Raw genomic sequence first — 16,142 nt, forward strand, 5'->3', positions numbered from 1 at the left:
ATTCCGCCTCCCTGCCCAAAGTTCTGTAAGTAGTGAAACAATATGTAGGAGGACTTACGTGCGTAAAATATTATCATTAATTACTCCACTCTACAATACTCCAATAAATTACCTGGAAGAACTTAAGGAGCAACTTATACCATATAGTGAACAAACTGAATGGGTTTTGGTAAACGACTCTCCTTTTAATGAGGAACTAGTAGGTTATGTGGAAAAGTTAAAGATTGATCAAAAATTTATTAAGGTCCATACAAACAAGAAAAACTTAGGTATATACAAAAGCTATGTTGCTGGCTATGAACTAGCGTCCGGAGTTTATTGCGGGATTTTAGATCATGATGATCACATGGATTTGAGAGCGGTTTTGGCCTGTTTGGAAAAAGAAGACGATTATGATCTTTTGTACTCGAATGAGTATAAATTTGATGAGCAGCGTAAATTTGATTTTTTTGATAAGCCTGAATTGGATATTTTAAGTGCAGCATTTTATTTTTACAGTCATCATATTACTCTGATGAAAACAGCGATTGTAAAACGTGTCATTAAAGAGAGAAGTTTAGGGAAATACAGTTCGATTTTTGATATTTGTCTCATGTTGGATTATATCAATGAGTTTAGGAATTCCGAAATGAAGGTCGCTCATATTGATTCGTTTTCATATGGTTGGAGAGTGCATCAGAATAGTACCGCTTTAAATATAGATCAGAAGCCTACAGCTCATATGGAAAGAATTAAAAAAACGGAGGAGTTTTTTAAGAGTTTCGGGGAAACTCCTATTGTATCAATTGATCAAAGCATTCAATATTTGGTTTGTTCGGAGTTTTTCTCCGGACATGACTTGTATAATATCCCCCTTACGAATAATCGAGAAGGTATTGAAAGATGGTTTGGATCGTTATCCAATGATAAGAACGTTTCATGGTTCGGAAATCAACCAGTTGCTTTTGAACGAATAATTGAAGTTTTGAATATAATACACAGACTTCCATTTAAATATTTAGAAGAATATACGACATTACCTACAATAATAGTGCCGAAATGCTGTTATAAACATCTTGAGTCGGATCCAAGCTATCAAAAGCATCTGTCCAACGTACCTTTTATTTTGAAACGAGATTTAAATTTTGCAATGAAGAACTTAAATGGATTGATAGTAAAAACAAATCCGGATATAAATGAAAGTCAAGTAAATATAATAGTTATAAAGTGAGGTTTTTTTGTTGAATAAGTGTTCTGTATTACTTCCGGTATTTAATGGAGAAGCTTTTCTGAGAGAGGCATTGGATTCAGTAATGGCTCAAGATTATCCGAATTTTGATTTGGTTATTATAGATGATTGCTCTTCAGATTCATCCCGAGATATTATTTTGGAGTATAAACAAAGATACGAGGGAAAAATTAATTTTATACAGAATGAGAAAAACGGGGGTGTAGGACTTGCATTATTAAAAGCGTTTAAGGAAACGAATTCGACTTATATTGCGCAAATTGGTCAAGATGATATATGGTCTATGGATTACTTGACTAGTCAAATTCAATATATTGAGAGCAGTGATTGCAACGTAGTTTTCTCCAGAGTGAGATACATAGATGAATATGGCCAAAGATTAAAAGATATAGCCATGTTTAGACATGAGAATATTGAGACACTAAATCGTAGTGAGTTTTTTGCTGAACTAATCGGGGGGAATTTTTTGTGTGCTCCTTCCTCTGTTTTTAAGATCGATAAAGAAATAGCGTCTGTCGTTTTACAATTCTGGGGATATAACAATGATAGATTGCAGGATTTTGAATTGTGGCTGAATTTAGCTTGCTATTATAAATTTGGCTTTAATAAGAAGGCTATCTGTAACTATAGAATTCATCAAAATAATTTTAGTAAAGAAGAAAAGCGTATAGTACAGGGTAAGTATGAATTCTATGCTACGTTGAAAAGAGTTTTGTTCTCCGATGGGTTTCTACGATTTTTGAAAAACGAGGAGAAGAAGGAAGAACTCCTCAAAGCAATTATTATAAAGATTCAGTTGAATATCGCCTATTCCAAGTTGCTCTTTATGCTATTGGTGGAGTGGTGTGAGTACTTATTAAATTTAGGGTTCGAAATCGAACTCCTTAGATTTGTTATGGCTGATTATTATAATAGGATGGGCCTTCTTAGTAAATGTATTTCAAATTACGGGGATTTATACCATAAAATTAACGCTTATGTTTTAAGACCTTTTCATAATCCGAGTTTACAATTTCTTATGAAAAGTGAGATGTTTGAGTGTCACTCTGATCTTTTTAATATTGATGTTAATACAATATGTTTTATCGAGGCATCATTGATAGATTATGCTATGAATAATGGGTTATTAATGCAGCAGTGGACAGAAGGTAAGGTTGTTGTTTTTTGCCAAGAAGAGGAAATAGAGGAGTTAAAGACAAAGCATCCAGAACTGCTAATTATCTCTGATGAAGAACCGAAAAAACAATTAGAACGGAAAATTATAAACTATATTGAAGATAAAACGAATATGTTCGCAACGGGTTTTTTCTTTGATTATGAAACACTTAACAGCAGTATCGATAGTCAATTATATAAAAAAATTAAAATAAGTCCAAGTAGCGGTGAACAAGTTCGGAAAGTACAAATTTTGGATTTGCCATCTAAACTAAACTGTACTTTCTCGACGTTCGATGAAGATATAGATATTCTATCTAATGATAATAATATTTATATCCTTGAATCCACCCCACAAGGTGATGTTTATATGTCAATTAAAGAGGGCATGGAACTTGGACAAAAGATCATTGTTAATAATCAATTGTATATTTTAGATAATATAGAATATAACCGCGAATTTATCCCTGTTTATGTACCATTTTCTTATTATTCATCAAATATATATAGCAACGTAGTTCCATATCAACATAATTCCTTTATGGAAATAGAATATCATGCTATCGTTAATTCGCGTTCATACCGCTATATGCTAAAACTTAAGAATTTTGTTCATAAATATAAATTGCTTAGGTTTGTTAACCTTATCGATAGTTCATTGAGAAGGATTATGAGATAAGAATTAGGAGGAATTATGAAATTTGTTGAAGTTATAGACCTTAATGTTTTCGGTGATCATAGAGGCTCATTAATCTCATTAGAGGAAAATAGTGCAGTCGTGCCGTTCGACGTAAAGAGAGTATATTATATTTTTGATACCAAAGAAGATGTGGTAAGAGGAAAACATGCTCATAAAAAATTAGAGCAACTTGTGATAGCTGTAAGTGGTGAGTGCAATTTTTATGTTGATAATGGATTTGAACAGCAAATGATAAAAATTGACCGTCCATCAAAAGCTATTTATATTAAAGGATTGGTATGGAGAGAAATGATGGATTTTTCAGATGATTGTGTATTAATGGTTCTAGCAAGCGAACATTACGATACTGCCGATTATATTTATGATTATGACGAGTTTGTGAGAGAAGTCAGAGGAATACCTTTAAGTAGTCTTAAAAAGGGGTGAAAATATTGAGAATATGTATTACTTCAATCGGATCTGCTACAGCGTTAAATTTAATAAAATTGCTAAGGAAGCAAACGAAGTATCATGTTGAAATCATTGGACTTGATTCCAATCATTTCGGATATACAAGCGGCAGCCTGTTAGTTGATCAATTTATCCAATCCCCATTAGCTTCTGAAGAAAGATATTTTCAATTCATGGAAAACGTAATTGCGAATGAGAAAGTAGATATGTTAATTCCTATTCATGATTATGAAATATATAGACTTTCCAAACAAAAATTAGATGTTAACATGGTTCTTCCAGATCAAGCGACTGTTGGGTTGTTTAGAGATAAACTTCTCTCAGCCAAGTCAATGCAGGAAATAGGAATTACCGTTCCGCCAATCATCAAATTAGATTCCCCATTAGCTGAAAATCATGAAAAAGTTATTATACGTGATCGTGTTGGCGTCGGAAGCACAGGAATACAGATATTAAGCGGAGCAGATTATCTACAAGTTTCGAATGGATTGGATGAAAACAAGAAATTTGTACAGCGGTTTATTACTGGAGATGAATATACAGTAGATGTTTTTTCGGATAGATCAGGCTCTCCTAAATTTATCATTCCTCGTTCCCGTATTGAGGTTAAGGCGGGAGTTGCGACAAAAGTAAGAATAGTCTATCAGCAAGAGCTTATATATTTGACGAAAAAAATATTGAACAAGTACCCTATACCCGGATTTTGTAATGTTCAATTTATAGTTAATGAAAAGGGGGCATTTTTTATTGAATTAAACCCTAGATATGGAGGCATGAGCATATCCAGTTCTCTGGCAAGTGTTAATGTAATGCAGCTCTTTGTGGATCATTTTGTTAAGCATGAATCATTATCCGATATGAGTGAGTATATGAAAATGGTTAAATGGAATTCTGTGGTGACAAGGTATTATGAGGAAATGATATTTTATGATGAAGACTAAAATATTTATGGATTATGACGGAACGATCGTATCCAATCAAAAGAGGTTATTTCGTTTTTTTATCGACCATTTACCAGAGGATTACAAAAATGTTCTAACCGAAGAAGAATTTTGGCATCTTAAAGTGTTAGGTGTTCACGAAATAGATTGGATAAACAGAAATTTTAATTTAAGTATAGATAAACGTGATTTTGATGAATGTAAAGCAAAGAATATAGAAGAAATGAAATATTTGAAACACAATGAGTTGTTCACGTACTCGATTCCAGTATTGGAGAAACTTACGTCAGAGTTTGATCTTTTTTTAGTAACTAGGAGGAGCAATCTGGGAAATTTGATCCAAGAAATTAATGATAATGGTATTTCCAGATACTTCAAAGAAATCATTGTAATTAAACACAAAGGTAATGAATGTAAATCAGTGAAGATCCTGGAGAAGTTCGAAGTTTCCTCGAAAGATATTTTTGTTGGGGATACGGAAGACGATATAAGGGCTGGATTAAAATTAGGTGCGAAAACTTTTTTTGTAAAATCCGGAATACGAAGAGAATGGATATTAAAGAAGTGTTTTTCAGAAGATGAGGCTATTTCAAAGATCCATGTGATTGATAACATAAGCCAGCTTATGAGATATGAATATGAATAAAAGGATGAGTAGGTTATGATACCAGTTCTAAATTTGGAACCTATGCACAAGGCGATTAGAAATGAAGTTTTAAGTGCTTTGGAAAAGGTCTACGATTCTAATTGGTTTATTATGGGCAGTGAGTTAGAACAGTTTGAAGCTGAGTTTGCTGAGTACTGCAGTAGTAAATTTGCGATTGGTGTAGGAAATGGACTAGATGCTTTATATTTAATACTTAAGGCTTATGGTATTGGAACGGGCCATGAAGTAATTATTCCATCCAATACATTTATTGCTACAGCATTAGCGGTAAATTACGCTGGAGCAACTCCTGTTCTAGTAGAGCCAATTGTGGGAACCTATAATATCAATAGCGAACTAATTGAACAAAGTATAACGAGTAATACAAAGGCAATTATAGCTGTGCATTTGTATGGTCAGCCGGCAGATATGGATGAAATTAATGAAATCGCCGAAAAGTACGGGCTTGTGGTTATCGAAGATGCTGCGCAAGCTCAGGGAGCCCATTATAAGCAAAGGAAGGTAGGCTCACTGGGTAATGCGGCTGGATTTAGTTTCTATCCCGGCAAGAATATTGGTGCTCTTGGTGATGGGGGGATGGTCACAACAAATGACGAGCAACTAGCCCATCGTATAAAAGAGTTAAGGAACTATGGTTCATCAATAAAATATACCCACACAAGTAAAGGCACAAATTCTCGGTTAGATGAAATACAAGCGGCAGTTTTAAGAATTAAATTGCAATATTTAAATGGTTGGAATAAAGAGCGGAATATGATTGCACAACGGTATAATAGCCAGCTTGCCGGTATTGGATTAATACTCCCTGAAGTACCTGTATGGGCATTGCCGGTATGGCATCAATATATAATCCGAGTTTCTAACCGAGAAAAAGTACAAGTTGATCTTAAAAATAGAGGTGTACAAACTTTAGTGCACTACCCTATTCCGATTCATTTGCAAGAAGCGTATAAAGAATACAGCTATTTAAAAGGTGAATTGAAGTTGACGGAAACCTTGTCAAACGAAGTGCTAAGTTTACCGATGTGGCCTGGTATGACAGAGGAGCAGGTTGACAAAGTCTGCCAAGCGTTAATCGAAGTTACTCCTTAGTAAGCAAGTTTGTTTTGAGGAATGAGGTATTCTATGTTTCGGAATAAGAAAGTTAAAATTGTTATATTATTCTCCTTTATATACTTTATTGCTTTAGTATGCATGTATTCTTACGAGTATCATTTTAAAAATATTTGGTTTGAAAATAAATTAGAGGCGCTTGAAATGAGCAAGTTGGATAAGGGTATATCATTTAGTCTCGATAACCTCTCAGTAACTGACGATGGTACTATGCAACTGACGGGCTGGGCATTTATAAATGAAGTGCCGGCCATTAAACAGAAAATGGTTATTTTAGCTCAGTCCGATGATGACACCCAATACCTGTTTGCGCGTTCGATTAAAAGAAAAGATGTGACGCAATCTTTTGATAACAAAGTCAATTACGATGATTCTGGATTTTTAGTTAAATTTAAACCCTCCAAGTTAAAGGATAGTATTTATAAGGTCGGTGTTTACTTGGAGAATGGAGATAGAACTGCATTTATCGATACAGGATCTATCATGTATAAAAATGGTGGTAGGGTTGAGTTGGAGCATTTATCCAGCAAAGTAGATTTAACATTGAATCTTGAGAAGCGCGATATGAAATATTCTATCGATGCTGCAGAGAAAAAAAAGTTCGGAATAGAACTGGTAGGTTGGTCATTTGCTGAGAATATTGATATGAAAAACTCTTCCATTTTCATTCTTCTGGACAATGGCAAGGATCAAAAATTAATTTTTGATACAATTAAAATCATTAGAGATGATGTAAAACAGAAATATAAACATGAAAATTTGGATCACACCGGTTTTGTCACAAGGATTCCTTACAATGAAATGAATGATGAAGATAAATATAAGGTTTCTATTGTCATTCGGAATGATAAGGATTCGGTTATTAAAACCGATTGTGTTATCCAAAAATGAACTGATGAAGAGAGACAATGAAGTCAGAGCCTGCTTAATCATTTTTACTTAGCTAGGATAGGAGAGAACTGCCTTGAAAGGAATTATATTAGCAGGAGGAAGCGGGACAAGGCTTTATCCGCTCACATTAGCCGTGTCCAAGCAATTGCTCCCAGTGTACGATAAACCAATGATATATTATCCCCTCTCTGTTCTGATGTTAGCAGGGATTCAGGATATATTAATTATCTCAACACCAGAAGATACTCCTCGTTTTAAGGATTTATTAGGTGACGGTACTAGCTTCGGAATCAAATTGCAATATGCAGTGCAATCCCATCCAGGAGGGTTAGCTCAAGCTTTTATAATCGGTGAGGAATTCATTGGAAACGATAAGGTTGCTCTGATTCTAGGGGATAATATCTTTTACGGTCAAAGCTTTACCAAACTATTGAAAAAAGCCCGGGAAAAAGAATCGGGAGCTACTGTCTTCGGGTATTACGTCAGTGATCCTGAACGATTTGGAGTGGTAGATTTCGGGAAGGATGGTACGGTTACTTCCATCGAGGAGAAGCCGCCAACCCCAAAATCTAATTATGCTGTAACAGGATTGTATTTTTATGATAACGATGTAGTTGGTATTGCTAAGGGAATTTCTCCATCAAGCCGGGGGGAGCTTGAAATCACCGATGTAAATAAAATTTATCTGGATATGGGCAAGTTGAGTGTAGAAGTGCTTGGAAGAGGATTTGCTTGGCTTGATTCAGGTACTCATGAGTCATTATTGGAAGCTTCTCAATTTATCGAGACTATAGAGAAACGTCAAAGTTTGAAGGTAGCCTGCTTGGAGGAAATTGCATATAACATGGGTTATATTTCAAAAGAGCAATTACTGAAATTAGCCGAGCCTTTAAAAAAGAACAATTATGGTCAGTATTTAATTCGCGTTGCTAATTCAAAATCAGTGAAATAATGATGAGGGGCATAGGAAAAGACCAGAGATTAAACCTAATCTAAGGCATATAATTTATCTATAAGTAGCGCATAAGCCGATTTACTGGGGATTAAAATTTAATCGCTCAGTAAAGATAAAAGGAGGGAACGTAAATGAATGTAACTCCTTTAAAACTAGAAGGGGCCTATCTGCTTGAACCGGTAGTACATGAAGATCATCGGGGCTTTTTTATGGAAAGTTACAATGAAAATGTTATGAAGAAGAACGGAATATCAATATCGTTTATTCAGGACAATCAAGCATTGTCAAAAGAAGCAGGGGTATTGCGAGGACTACATTATCAATTAAATCCTAGGGCCCAAACAAAACTTATCCGGGTACTAACTGGGGCTATATATGATGTAATTGTTGATTTACGCCGCTCTTCACCTACCTTTGGCCAATGGGTCGGTGTCATTATTTCCGAGAAAAATAAGCGACAATTATTGGTGCCTAAAGGATTTGCACACGGATACTGTACGTTGGTGCCAGACACTCAAGTGTTCTATAAAGTTGATGAGTATTATTCACCTGAACATGACAGAGGCATACTTTGGAATGATACTGACTTAAACATCGATTGGCCTGTGAGTGATCCTTTACTTTCGGTAAAAGACGAGAAACAACCTATTTTAGCGAAGGCAGAATTGAATTTTTAAATGGTTTGTGGAAACCATATGTCTTTAATCAGGAGGAAATATTTCATGAAATTGCTTGTTACCGGCGGTGCCGGATTTATAGGAAGTAACTTTGTACTTTATATGCTTAAGCAGCACCCTGAGTACCAGATTATTAATGTTGATGCTTTAACATACGCAGGAAATTTGGAGAATTTGAAATTGGTCGAAAATAATAAAAATCATACGTTCGTTAAAGCAGATATTACTGATGCCAAGGCAATGGAGGAGTTAATCGGTCAAGAAGTTGATATTGTAGTTAATTTTGCTGCTGAATCCCATGTGGACCGAAGCATTCTGGAACCGGATATATTTGTTAAGACGAACGTATTGGGTACCCAAGTGTTGCTGGATGCTGCCCGGAAGCATAACATTAAGAAGTTTGTACAGATTTCAACGGATGAAGTTTATGGGACACTTGGTGAAACAGGGTTATTCAGCGAAACAACACCTCTGGCCCCGAACAGTCCTTATTCTGCAAGCAAAGCGGGTGGAGATTTGCTGGTTCGCGCCTATCACGAGACTTTCGGACTACCAATCAATATTACGCGCTGCTCCAACAATTACGGACCGTTTCAATTCCCTGAGAAGTTAATACCCCTGATGATTTCTAAAACGTTGGCGGATGAACAGCTTCCTGTATACGGGGATGGATTAAATATCCGTGACTGGCTATATGTCGAAGATCACTGCAGTGCGATTGATCTTGTTATCCATGAAGGGCGTAATGGCGAAGTGTACAACATTGGCGGAAATAACGAGCGGACAAATTTGCAGATTGTGAAAACAATTTTGGTGCAGCTTGGCAAGCCTGAATCACTAATTACTCATGTCAAGGATCGCCCAGGTCATGATCGCCGTTATGGGATAGACCCGACTAAGACGATGACCGAACTTGGCTGGAAGCCAAAGCATTCTTTTGAGACCGGGATTGAGAAGACGATTCGCTGGTATTTAGATAATAAAGACTGGTGGACACGGATACAAACCGGGGCCTATCTAGATTACTTCGTGAAACAGTATGGAGAGCGATTGGGTGATCAAGAATGAAAGTGCTGGTAACCGGGGCGGCAGGACAACTTGGATCGGATGTGGTCTCGCTTTTTCGAAAAGTGGGGCATACTGTTATTGCCTGCGACCGGAATTTGCTGGATATCACAGATGAAGCCGCATGTTTAATGACATTGAATGAACATAAGCCAGAAGCTGTTATTCACTGTGCGGGATTTACCGCTGTTGATTTGGCAGAGCAAGAGGTGGATGCAGCCTACGCTGTAAATGCGACGGGAACACGAAACATGGTACTTGCCAGTGAACGGGTGGGGGCCAAATTTTGTTATATCAGCACTGATTATGTATTTGATGGAAATTCCGAAAGCCCATACCATGAATATGATAATACGAATCCTCAGACAATTTACGGTAAGTCTAAGCGAGCTGGCGAAATTCTGGTTCAGAGTTTGTCGTCGGCCTATTTTATCGTGAGAACCTCGTGGGTGTATGGTATGCACGGTAAAAACTTTGTGAAAACAATGTTGCAGTTAGCTGAAGAACGTCCTGTTATTAATGTGGTGAATGACCAAAAGGGATCGCCTACCTATACAGTGGATTTAGTAGGATTTTTGCTCGAGCTGATTCAGACGGAGAAATACGGGATTTATCACACATCCAATACGGAATCATGTACCTGGTATGAGTTTGCCAAGGCCATTTTTGTCGAGTTGGAGTCAACCTCCAAAAAGCGCTATTCTGTTAGAGTAAATCCATGTACAACTGAGGAATTTCCTTTGCCTGCTCGCCGCCCCCGGAATTCCATAATGGATCATTTATCAATTCGAACGAATGGGCTAACGGATTTGCGCCCCTGGCGTGAAGGGTTGCGTGACTTTTTGAGGGATTTTTCGTCTACCTCAAAAGGGTAGTCATTTAGAAGAGCTCTGTTGAAACAGAGCTCTTTTCATCTATAATATGTTATTGTTGAAAATATAAAAGATAAACCATATCTGAAAGGTGATTATCGAATGTCCCACAAGAATAAAAGGTTGTTCTATCTTGATTTTTTAAGAGCAATATCGATTTTCATGATTATTATTTATCATTTCAATCAACAATTGGGTTTCCATGCTATCAATTCATCAGGAGTTTTTATTCAAAATTTTAAGAATGATAATATTGGTTCACTAGGTATAACTTTATTCATTATCTTATCCGGTGCGTCACTGATGTATAGTTACAAAGAAAATTTTTCATTAAAAAAATTCCTTGTAAAGAGATTTTTATCGATTTTCCCATTGTTTTGGATAGGTTATATTGTTACTTTCTTTGTTTTGTTTGTTATTAATAAGGGGCTTCACCATAATGTGGAGCCATGGAAAATGATTTTTACGTTAATTGGTTTTGACGGTTTTTTATATTATAAGATTCCGAATTTTTATCTAGTAGGGGAATGGTTCTTAGGATTTATTATTATTATGTATTTAATATTCCCTGTCTTAAGGTACTTAGTTCTTAAATATCCTGTACTTACTACTATTGTAACCTTAGTAATCTATATTCTAACAGTGGAGAACTATAATACTCTTTTCAGAATTGATGTAGTACACAACCCCTTAACGCGATTACCAGAAATGTTGTTAGGTATGATGTATATTCAGTACTCTGAAAAATTAAAACGACTTTGGTATCTCATTCCTGCTATAATAGTTAGTTTATTATTATTTATCGTTAAGGTAGACATTCCTCATATCTACGTGACGTTTATATTGGGATCTTCGCTCTTTATTGTTCTTGCTTACCTTACACAGTTCATAAAGATGAATCAACTAAAAGAGTCATTTAGTTTTATAAGCAAGTACTCTTTTGCAGCATTTATCATTCATCATAATCTAATAGGACAGTTTTTGGTTAGATTTGATACGCTGTCCCTCTCGCAGATCGAGACGTATGCTTTGTTTACAATAGTTTCTATTCTTATTTTTTGGTTATCTATGTATTTGTACAGGGCATCTAGTAAACTTTCTCAAAGATTAAAGTTAGCTTAGTAGGGCAACATACAACCAAGGGCTCGTTATATGGAACTATTGCCTATGAGAACGGGTTAACTATAAAAGCACTGTTCATTACAGTGCTTTTTATTACATGCAAACTAAATTTTACCCGTGTAAATTATAAGCTTCAGTATATAATCATCGGCTGTTGTTTGTCTGAAAAAAGGCGTGTGTATTGCGTAGATAAGTCTTGCTAATCTATGTTTTGCATTCATTTGAATGAAATTTTGCAAATTAATGCGTTTGTCCTCATCCAGCTGATTATGAAAGTTGTAAAAAAATTCTTTGGCCTGATTGCTAATAATATAGTGATTTTGTCCTTGGAAATAGCGTCGGAATCTTTTTTTCCATTTTGTGATCCAGTTGTCGGTCTGACCGCCAAGCACGTTACTTAAATGCTGTCGATATAGGATAAACGGCTCCTCATCAAATATCACCTTTCCGAATGTAGAAACGCATAAGTAAGCCCACCAATCATGCATGATAACTTTATCTGTGTTGGAAGGAAGGGATGAGGCGATGAGATCGAAAGCCTTTTTGTTCAGAACGGTCGTGCAGCCGACGGCTACATTTTCAACAAGAGCATTGTACATGGTTAACTTTTTCCGGGGGGGCGATGGCCAGACCTTCAGAGGAGAGAGTTTAGCATCTACCATTTGGGTTGCTGAACAGTACATTAAGGGACTATTCGAATCTTCTTGGCTCAATAAAGTGACGGCTCTTTGTAACTTATTGGGCTTCCATACATCATCCTGATCACAAAAAGCAAAATACTCAAATTCGGAATACTCGTTGGAAGCGATTCTTAGCAACTCGAAAAAGCTGGTCTTTGCTCCTGAATTCTTTGCTTCAAGCATTTTTATGGGCACGGATACATGTTCTCTTATATTACTAATGGCATTAACCGTGGAATCCTGTGAGCCATCGTCCCGAATGAGGATATGAAACTCAACTCCTTCTTGTTTCAGCAAGCTATCCAATTGCTCTGCTATGTATTTTTCGCCGTTATAGGTGGATAAAAGTACGAGACATGTTGTTTTTTTCAAAGAATAAGCCCCCCGGGTTCTTTGTACAGTTCTCTCTGTATACTAATGGAAATAGACCGCTTTCGTCAGGACAGCGGTCTATTTCTGTGTATTGCTACCGCTTCATTCGCGGTGATTGCGCTCGGATCATCGCTGCCGGTCCCTAAGTACTGTTATCATACCATATGTAACTATTGTAACGAAACCGATTAATCCCGGCGGCGTCCCCCGAATCAGCCTCCATGGCCCCATATTTCTCGGTAATCCCCGGTTCCTGTCCTTGGATCCACTACAAGGCTTCCCAGAACAGTCCGTAATGAAAAACGACTTCGCCTTCGTATAAAAGCGGATCGTTTTCCAGATCATGTACTCCATAAAAATATTCGGATCCCTGAGGAATCCCGGCTCGGGAACTTCGGGTGCCGAAAGGTCTCGGTTAATTTGCCGTGGATAACTTGATAGAACGAATTTGGCGTGTCGGCGATATCCCTTACCCAACGATGACATAGTATTCTTTACAGTCGTTAGGATTAGTGCCTTGCTATGCAGCGTTCAGCGCGGGATGGTCCCTCATCGATATATATGCAGAAAAACTCCAAATCTTCCCGTTTTAACGGGGAGTTCAGTTCTCATCCTTTCCTTAGGATATGCACACATCTTTAAGAATGATATGTTATAATGTCGATAGATTACTATATTTGTCAGGAGACGTTATTCAATGGATTTAAGCATTTTAATCGTGAACTACAATACCTGTCAGCTGACGGTGGACTGTTTGCGATCCGTGTTTGCATCAGAGACGGAATATACATACGAAGTGATTCTGATAGATAACCACTCGAAGGACGAGTCCGTTCAGATAATCCGTGAGTTATTCCCGCAGGTCAAGCTGATCGAGAACACGGAGAATACCGGCTTTGCCAAAGCGAATAATCAAGGGATGGAAGTGGCGGAAGGCCGCTATATGCTGCTGCTAAATTCCGACACGATTATCCAGCAGGATACGATCCAGACGATGGTCGCTTTTATGGACTACAATCCGATCATAGGCGCTTCCGGCTGCAAAATCGTCCTTCCGGACGGCTCGCTGGATAAGGCCTGCAAAAGAGGGTTCCCAACGCCTTCGGCGTCCTTCTATTATGCTTTTGGGTTCAGCAAGCTGTTCCCGAACAAGCCGGAGTTTAACCAGTATCAGCTGGGGTATTTGAATCCGGAGGTAGAGTATCCGGTGGATTGTTTGGTCGGTGCGTTCATGCTGGTACGCCGCGAGACGATTGAGCAGGTGGGCGGGCTGGACGAGACGTTTTTTATGTACGGGGAGGATATCGACTGGTGCTATCGCATCAAGCAGGCGGGATGGGGCATTCACTATTATCCTCGGACGACGATTATCCATTATAAAGGCGGCAGCGCCCGGCGCCGGCCGTTCAAAATCATTTATGAGTTCCATCGGGCGATGATTCTTTTTCATCGGAAGCATTACCGGCAGAAATACAACATATTCGTTAATGGAGCCGTGTATGCGGGCGTTGGTCTGAAATTGCTCTTATCCCTGCTTACGAACCGGCTTAAGCCCATTCGTCCAGCAACGATAGCGCAATCTTCAGGTGGAGTGGAGGTGAAATCATGATCCGTAAGAATCAAGCCTTCCTGCCAAAACTATACATGATCACTGATTTTGCTTTTATTCAACTTTCTTTTTTGCTTGCGTGGTGGATTAAATTCGAGAGTGGATGGCTCATGTTCCATAACCCGCTTCCAATTGGTATTTATGCAATATGGAGTATTGTTTATGGTGCGATAGCAGTGGTAGTTGGTACCATGATTTCGATGTATTCACCCAAACGGAAAAAACGCTTTGCAGATGAGTTTCTGAAAATATTCCAGACACATTTCATTGGGATGTTTATATTGTTAAGTTTGATGTTCTATGTGAAGGAGATTAATATCTCCCGTTGGTATCTCGCCATCTACATGATTCTCAACGTAGCATTCATCATCCTATACCGTTATTTCCTCAAGAAATCCCTCAAGCATTTTCGGGAAAAAGGCTACAACCGCCAATTTGTGCTCATCGTGGGTGCAGGGTCGCTGGGCAAGCGCTTCTTCAAAAATCTGAAGCAATACCCGGAGCTGGGGTATGAAGTCATCGGTTTCCTGGATGATTACCAGAAGTGGGACGACATCGAGGCGAGACGGCTTAAACCCATTTTGGGCTCGGTCGGCGATCTACATAAGGTGCTAAACGAAAAGCTTGTCGATGAGGTCGTACTAGCACTTCCTCTGAATGCGCATCACAAGTATCCGGAGATCATTGCTGCTTGTGAAAAAGCCGGTGTCCGAACGCTAATCATCCCGGACTTTTTCGATTATCTCCCGGCACGGCCGGTGTTTGATAACTTTGCGGGCATGCCGATGATCAACGTGCGCGATATCCCGCTGGATCTAGCGGCAAACCGACTGTTCAAGCGGGCGTTTGATATCGTATTCTCGTTAGTGGCGATTATCCTCACCCTGCCGGTGATGATCGGGATTTACCTTGGTGTCCGATTGACCTCCCGGGGCCCTGTCATTTTCAAGCAGGAGCGGGTCGGGCTGAACCGCAGGAACTTTTATATGTATAAATTCCGTTCGATGAAGCCGCTGCCGGAAGGGGCCCCGGATACGGGCTGGACGGTGGAGAATGATCCGCGCCGCACCAAGTTCGGCTCGTTTCTCCGGAAGACCAGTCTGGATGAGCTGCCGCAGTTCTTTAATGTCCTGTTCGGACATATGAGCGTGGTGGGCCCAAGACCGGAACGACCTTATTACGTTGAACAGTTCAAAGAGGAGATTCCGAAGTACATGGTGAAACACCACGTACGCCCGGGCATCACGGGGTGGGCGCAGAGCAACGGCCTGCGCGGGGACACTTCGATAGAGGAGCGGATCAAGCACGATATTTTCTACATCGAGAATTGGTCCATTCTGTTTGATATCAAAATCATTCTGCGCACGATCCGCAACGGATTCAAAAACGCATACTGATAGTAATTTATGATGACGTCATCCGGCATGAGCCGGATGGCGTCTTTTATCTACCTGTCCTAGAAGCATATTTCGACTAAAGCTGCTTACCAAGTCCCCCTCGCCTCTTGTAGAGATACCGAATGTTGTCGCTTCCTGTAAGTCTGTGACATACCCGAGAAAAACTTCGGACATTCGATCCACTCCTCTCACTAAAGTATGCATGTACAACACAGCGGACAATAGTAGTCTGGAATGATTTACAAAAT

At 38.5% G+C, this 16,142-nt stretch carries 15 protein-coding genes; 14 read left to right on the top strand and 1 reads right to left on the bottom strand.

All coding sequences use genetic code 11. From position 1 onward, the window contains the following. The first annotated feature begins 58 nt into the window (after nt 1–58). From BMX45_RS12610 to BMX45_RS32230, 12 genes are all read left to right on the top strand, one after another. Nucleotides 59–1,210 carry a glycosyltransferase gene (locus BMX45_RS12610; RefSeq protein WP_175495090.1) on the top strand — a complete coding sequence of 384 codons (1,152 nt, stop codon included), beginning with the start codon at nt 59–61 and terminating at the stop codon, nt 1,208–1,210. Between the two features lie 10 nt (nt 1,211–1,220). Beyond that, complete coding sequence (locus BMX45_RS12615) at nt 1,221–3,062, top strand: glycosyltransferase (RefSeq protein ID WP_175495091.1); 1,842 nt, start codon at nt 1,221–1,223, stop codon at nt 3,060–3,062. A 15-nt stretch (nt 3,063–3,077) separates the two neighbouring features. Continuing rightward, complete coding sequence (locus BMX45_RS12620) at nt 3,078–3,509, top strand: sugar 3,4-ketoisomerase (protein WP_090909964.1); 432 nt, start codon at nt 3,078–3,080, stop codon at nt 3,507–3,509. Then, on the top strand, nt 3,506–4,474 hold the full coding sequence (locus BMX45_RS12625) for an ATP-grasp domain-containing protein (protein WP_175495092.1): 969 nt from the start codon (nt 3,506–3,508) through the stop codon (nt 4,472–4,474). The genes BMX45_RS12620 and BMX45_RS12625 overlap by 4 nt, the downstream gene beginning before the upstream one ends. Continuing rightward, nucleotides 4,461–5,120 carry an HAD family hydrolase gene (locus BMX45_RS12630; RefSeq protein ID WP_090909966.1) on the top strand — a complete coding sequence of 220 codons (660 nt, stop codon included), beginning with the start codon at nt 4,461–4,463 and terminating at the stop codon, nt 5,118–5,120. The genes BMX45_RS12625 and BMX45_RS12630 overlap by 14 nt, the downstream gene beginning before the upstream one ends. Nucleotides 5,121–5,135: 15 nt before the next feature. Continuing rightward, a complete protein-coding gene (locus tag BMX45_RS12635) occupies nt 5,136–6,233 on the top strand; it encodes a DegT/DnrJ/EryC1/StrS family aminotransferase (RefSeq protein ID WP_090909967.1) in 1,098 nt (365 codons plus the stop codon). 33 nt (nt 6,234–6,266) lie between these two features. Continuing rightward, nucleotides 6,267–7,145, top strand: a complete 879-nt coding sequence (locus BMX45_RS12640) for a hypothetical protein (protein WP_090909968.1) — start codon at nt 6,267–6,269, stop codon at nt 7,143–7,145. Nucleotides 7,146–7,218: 73 nt separating this feature from the next. After that, a complete protein-coding gene (rfbA, locus tag BMX45_RS12645) occupies nt 7,219–8,097 on the top strand; it encodes a glucose-1-phosphate thymidylyltransferase RfbA (RefSeq protein WP_090909969.1) in 879 nt (292 codons plus the stop codon). A gap of 134 nt (nt 8,098–8,231) precedes the next feature. Then, a complete protein-coding gene (rfbC, locus tag BMX45_RS12650) occupies nt 8,232–8,777 on the top strand; it encodes a dTDP-4-dehydrorhamnose 3,5-epimerase (protein ID WP_090909970.1) in 546 nt (181 codons plus the stop codon). Between the two features lie 45 nt (nt 8,778–8,822). Next, on the top strand, nt 8,823–9,845 hold the full coding sequence (gene rfbB, locus BMX45_RS12655) for a dTDP-glucose 4,6-dehydratase (protein WP_090909971.1): 1,023 nt from the start codon (nt 8,823–8,825) through the stop codon (nt 9,843–9,845). Next, nucleotides 9,842–10,717, top strand: coding sequence for a dTDP-4-dehydrorhamnose reductase (gene rfbD, locus BMX45_RS12660; protein WP_090909972.1), 876 nt, complete (start codon nt 9,842–9,844; stop codon nt 10,715–10,717). Before rfbB ends, rfbD begins: the two co-directional genes overlap by 4 nt. 99 nt (nt 10,718–10,816) lie before the next feature. After that, nucleotides 10,817–11,836, top strand: a complete 1,020-nt coding sequence (locus tag BMX45_RS32230) for an acyltransferase family protein (protein WP_090909973.1) — start codon at nt 10,817–10,819, stop codon at nt 11,834–11,836. Between the two features lie 104 nt (nt 11,837–11,940). Here BMX45_RS32230 and BMX45_RS12670 read toward each other — a convergent pair whose 3' ends face one another. Beyond that, nucleotides 11,941–12,888, bottom strand: a complete 948-nt coding sequence (locus tag BMX45_RS12670; RefSeq protein WP_090909974.1) for a glycosyltransferase family 2 protein — start codon at nt 12,886–12,888, stop codon at nt 11,941–11,943. 697 nt (nt 12,889–13,585) lie between these two features. On the opposite strand from BMX45_RS12670, the gene BMX45_RS12675 reads away from it, so the two are divergent. Together BMX45_RS12675 and BMX45_RS12680 are read left to right on the top strand one after the other, a co-directional pair. Beyond that, on the top strand, nt 13,586–14,497 hold the full coding sequence (locus BMX45_RS12675) for a glycosyltransferase family 2 protein (RefSeq protein WP_090909975.1): 912 nt from the start codon (nt 13,586–13,588) through the stop codon (nt 14,495–14,497). After that, a complete protein-coding gene (locus tag BMX45_RS12680; protein WP_090909976.1) occupies nt 14,494–15,894 on the top strand; it encodes an undecaprenyl-phosphate glucose phosphotransferase in 1,401 nt (466 codons plus the stop codon). Before BMX45_RS12675 ends, BMX45_RS12680 begins: the two co-directional genes overlap by 4 nt. Nucleotides 15,895–16,142: the final 248 nt, after the last annotated feature.

This window comes from Paenibacillus sp. cl141a, from assembly GCF_900109305.1.
GTDB classification, from domain to species: Bacteria; Bacillota; Bacilli; order Paenibacillales; family Paenibacillaceae; genus Paenibacillus_AQ; species Paenibacillus_AQ lautus_A.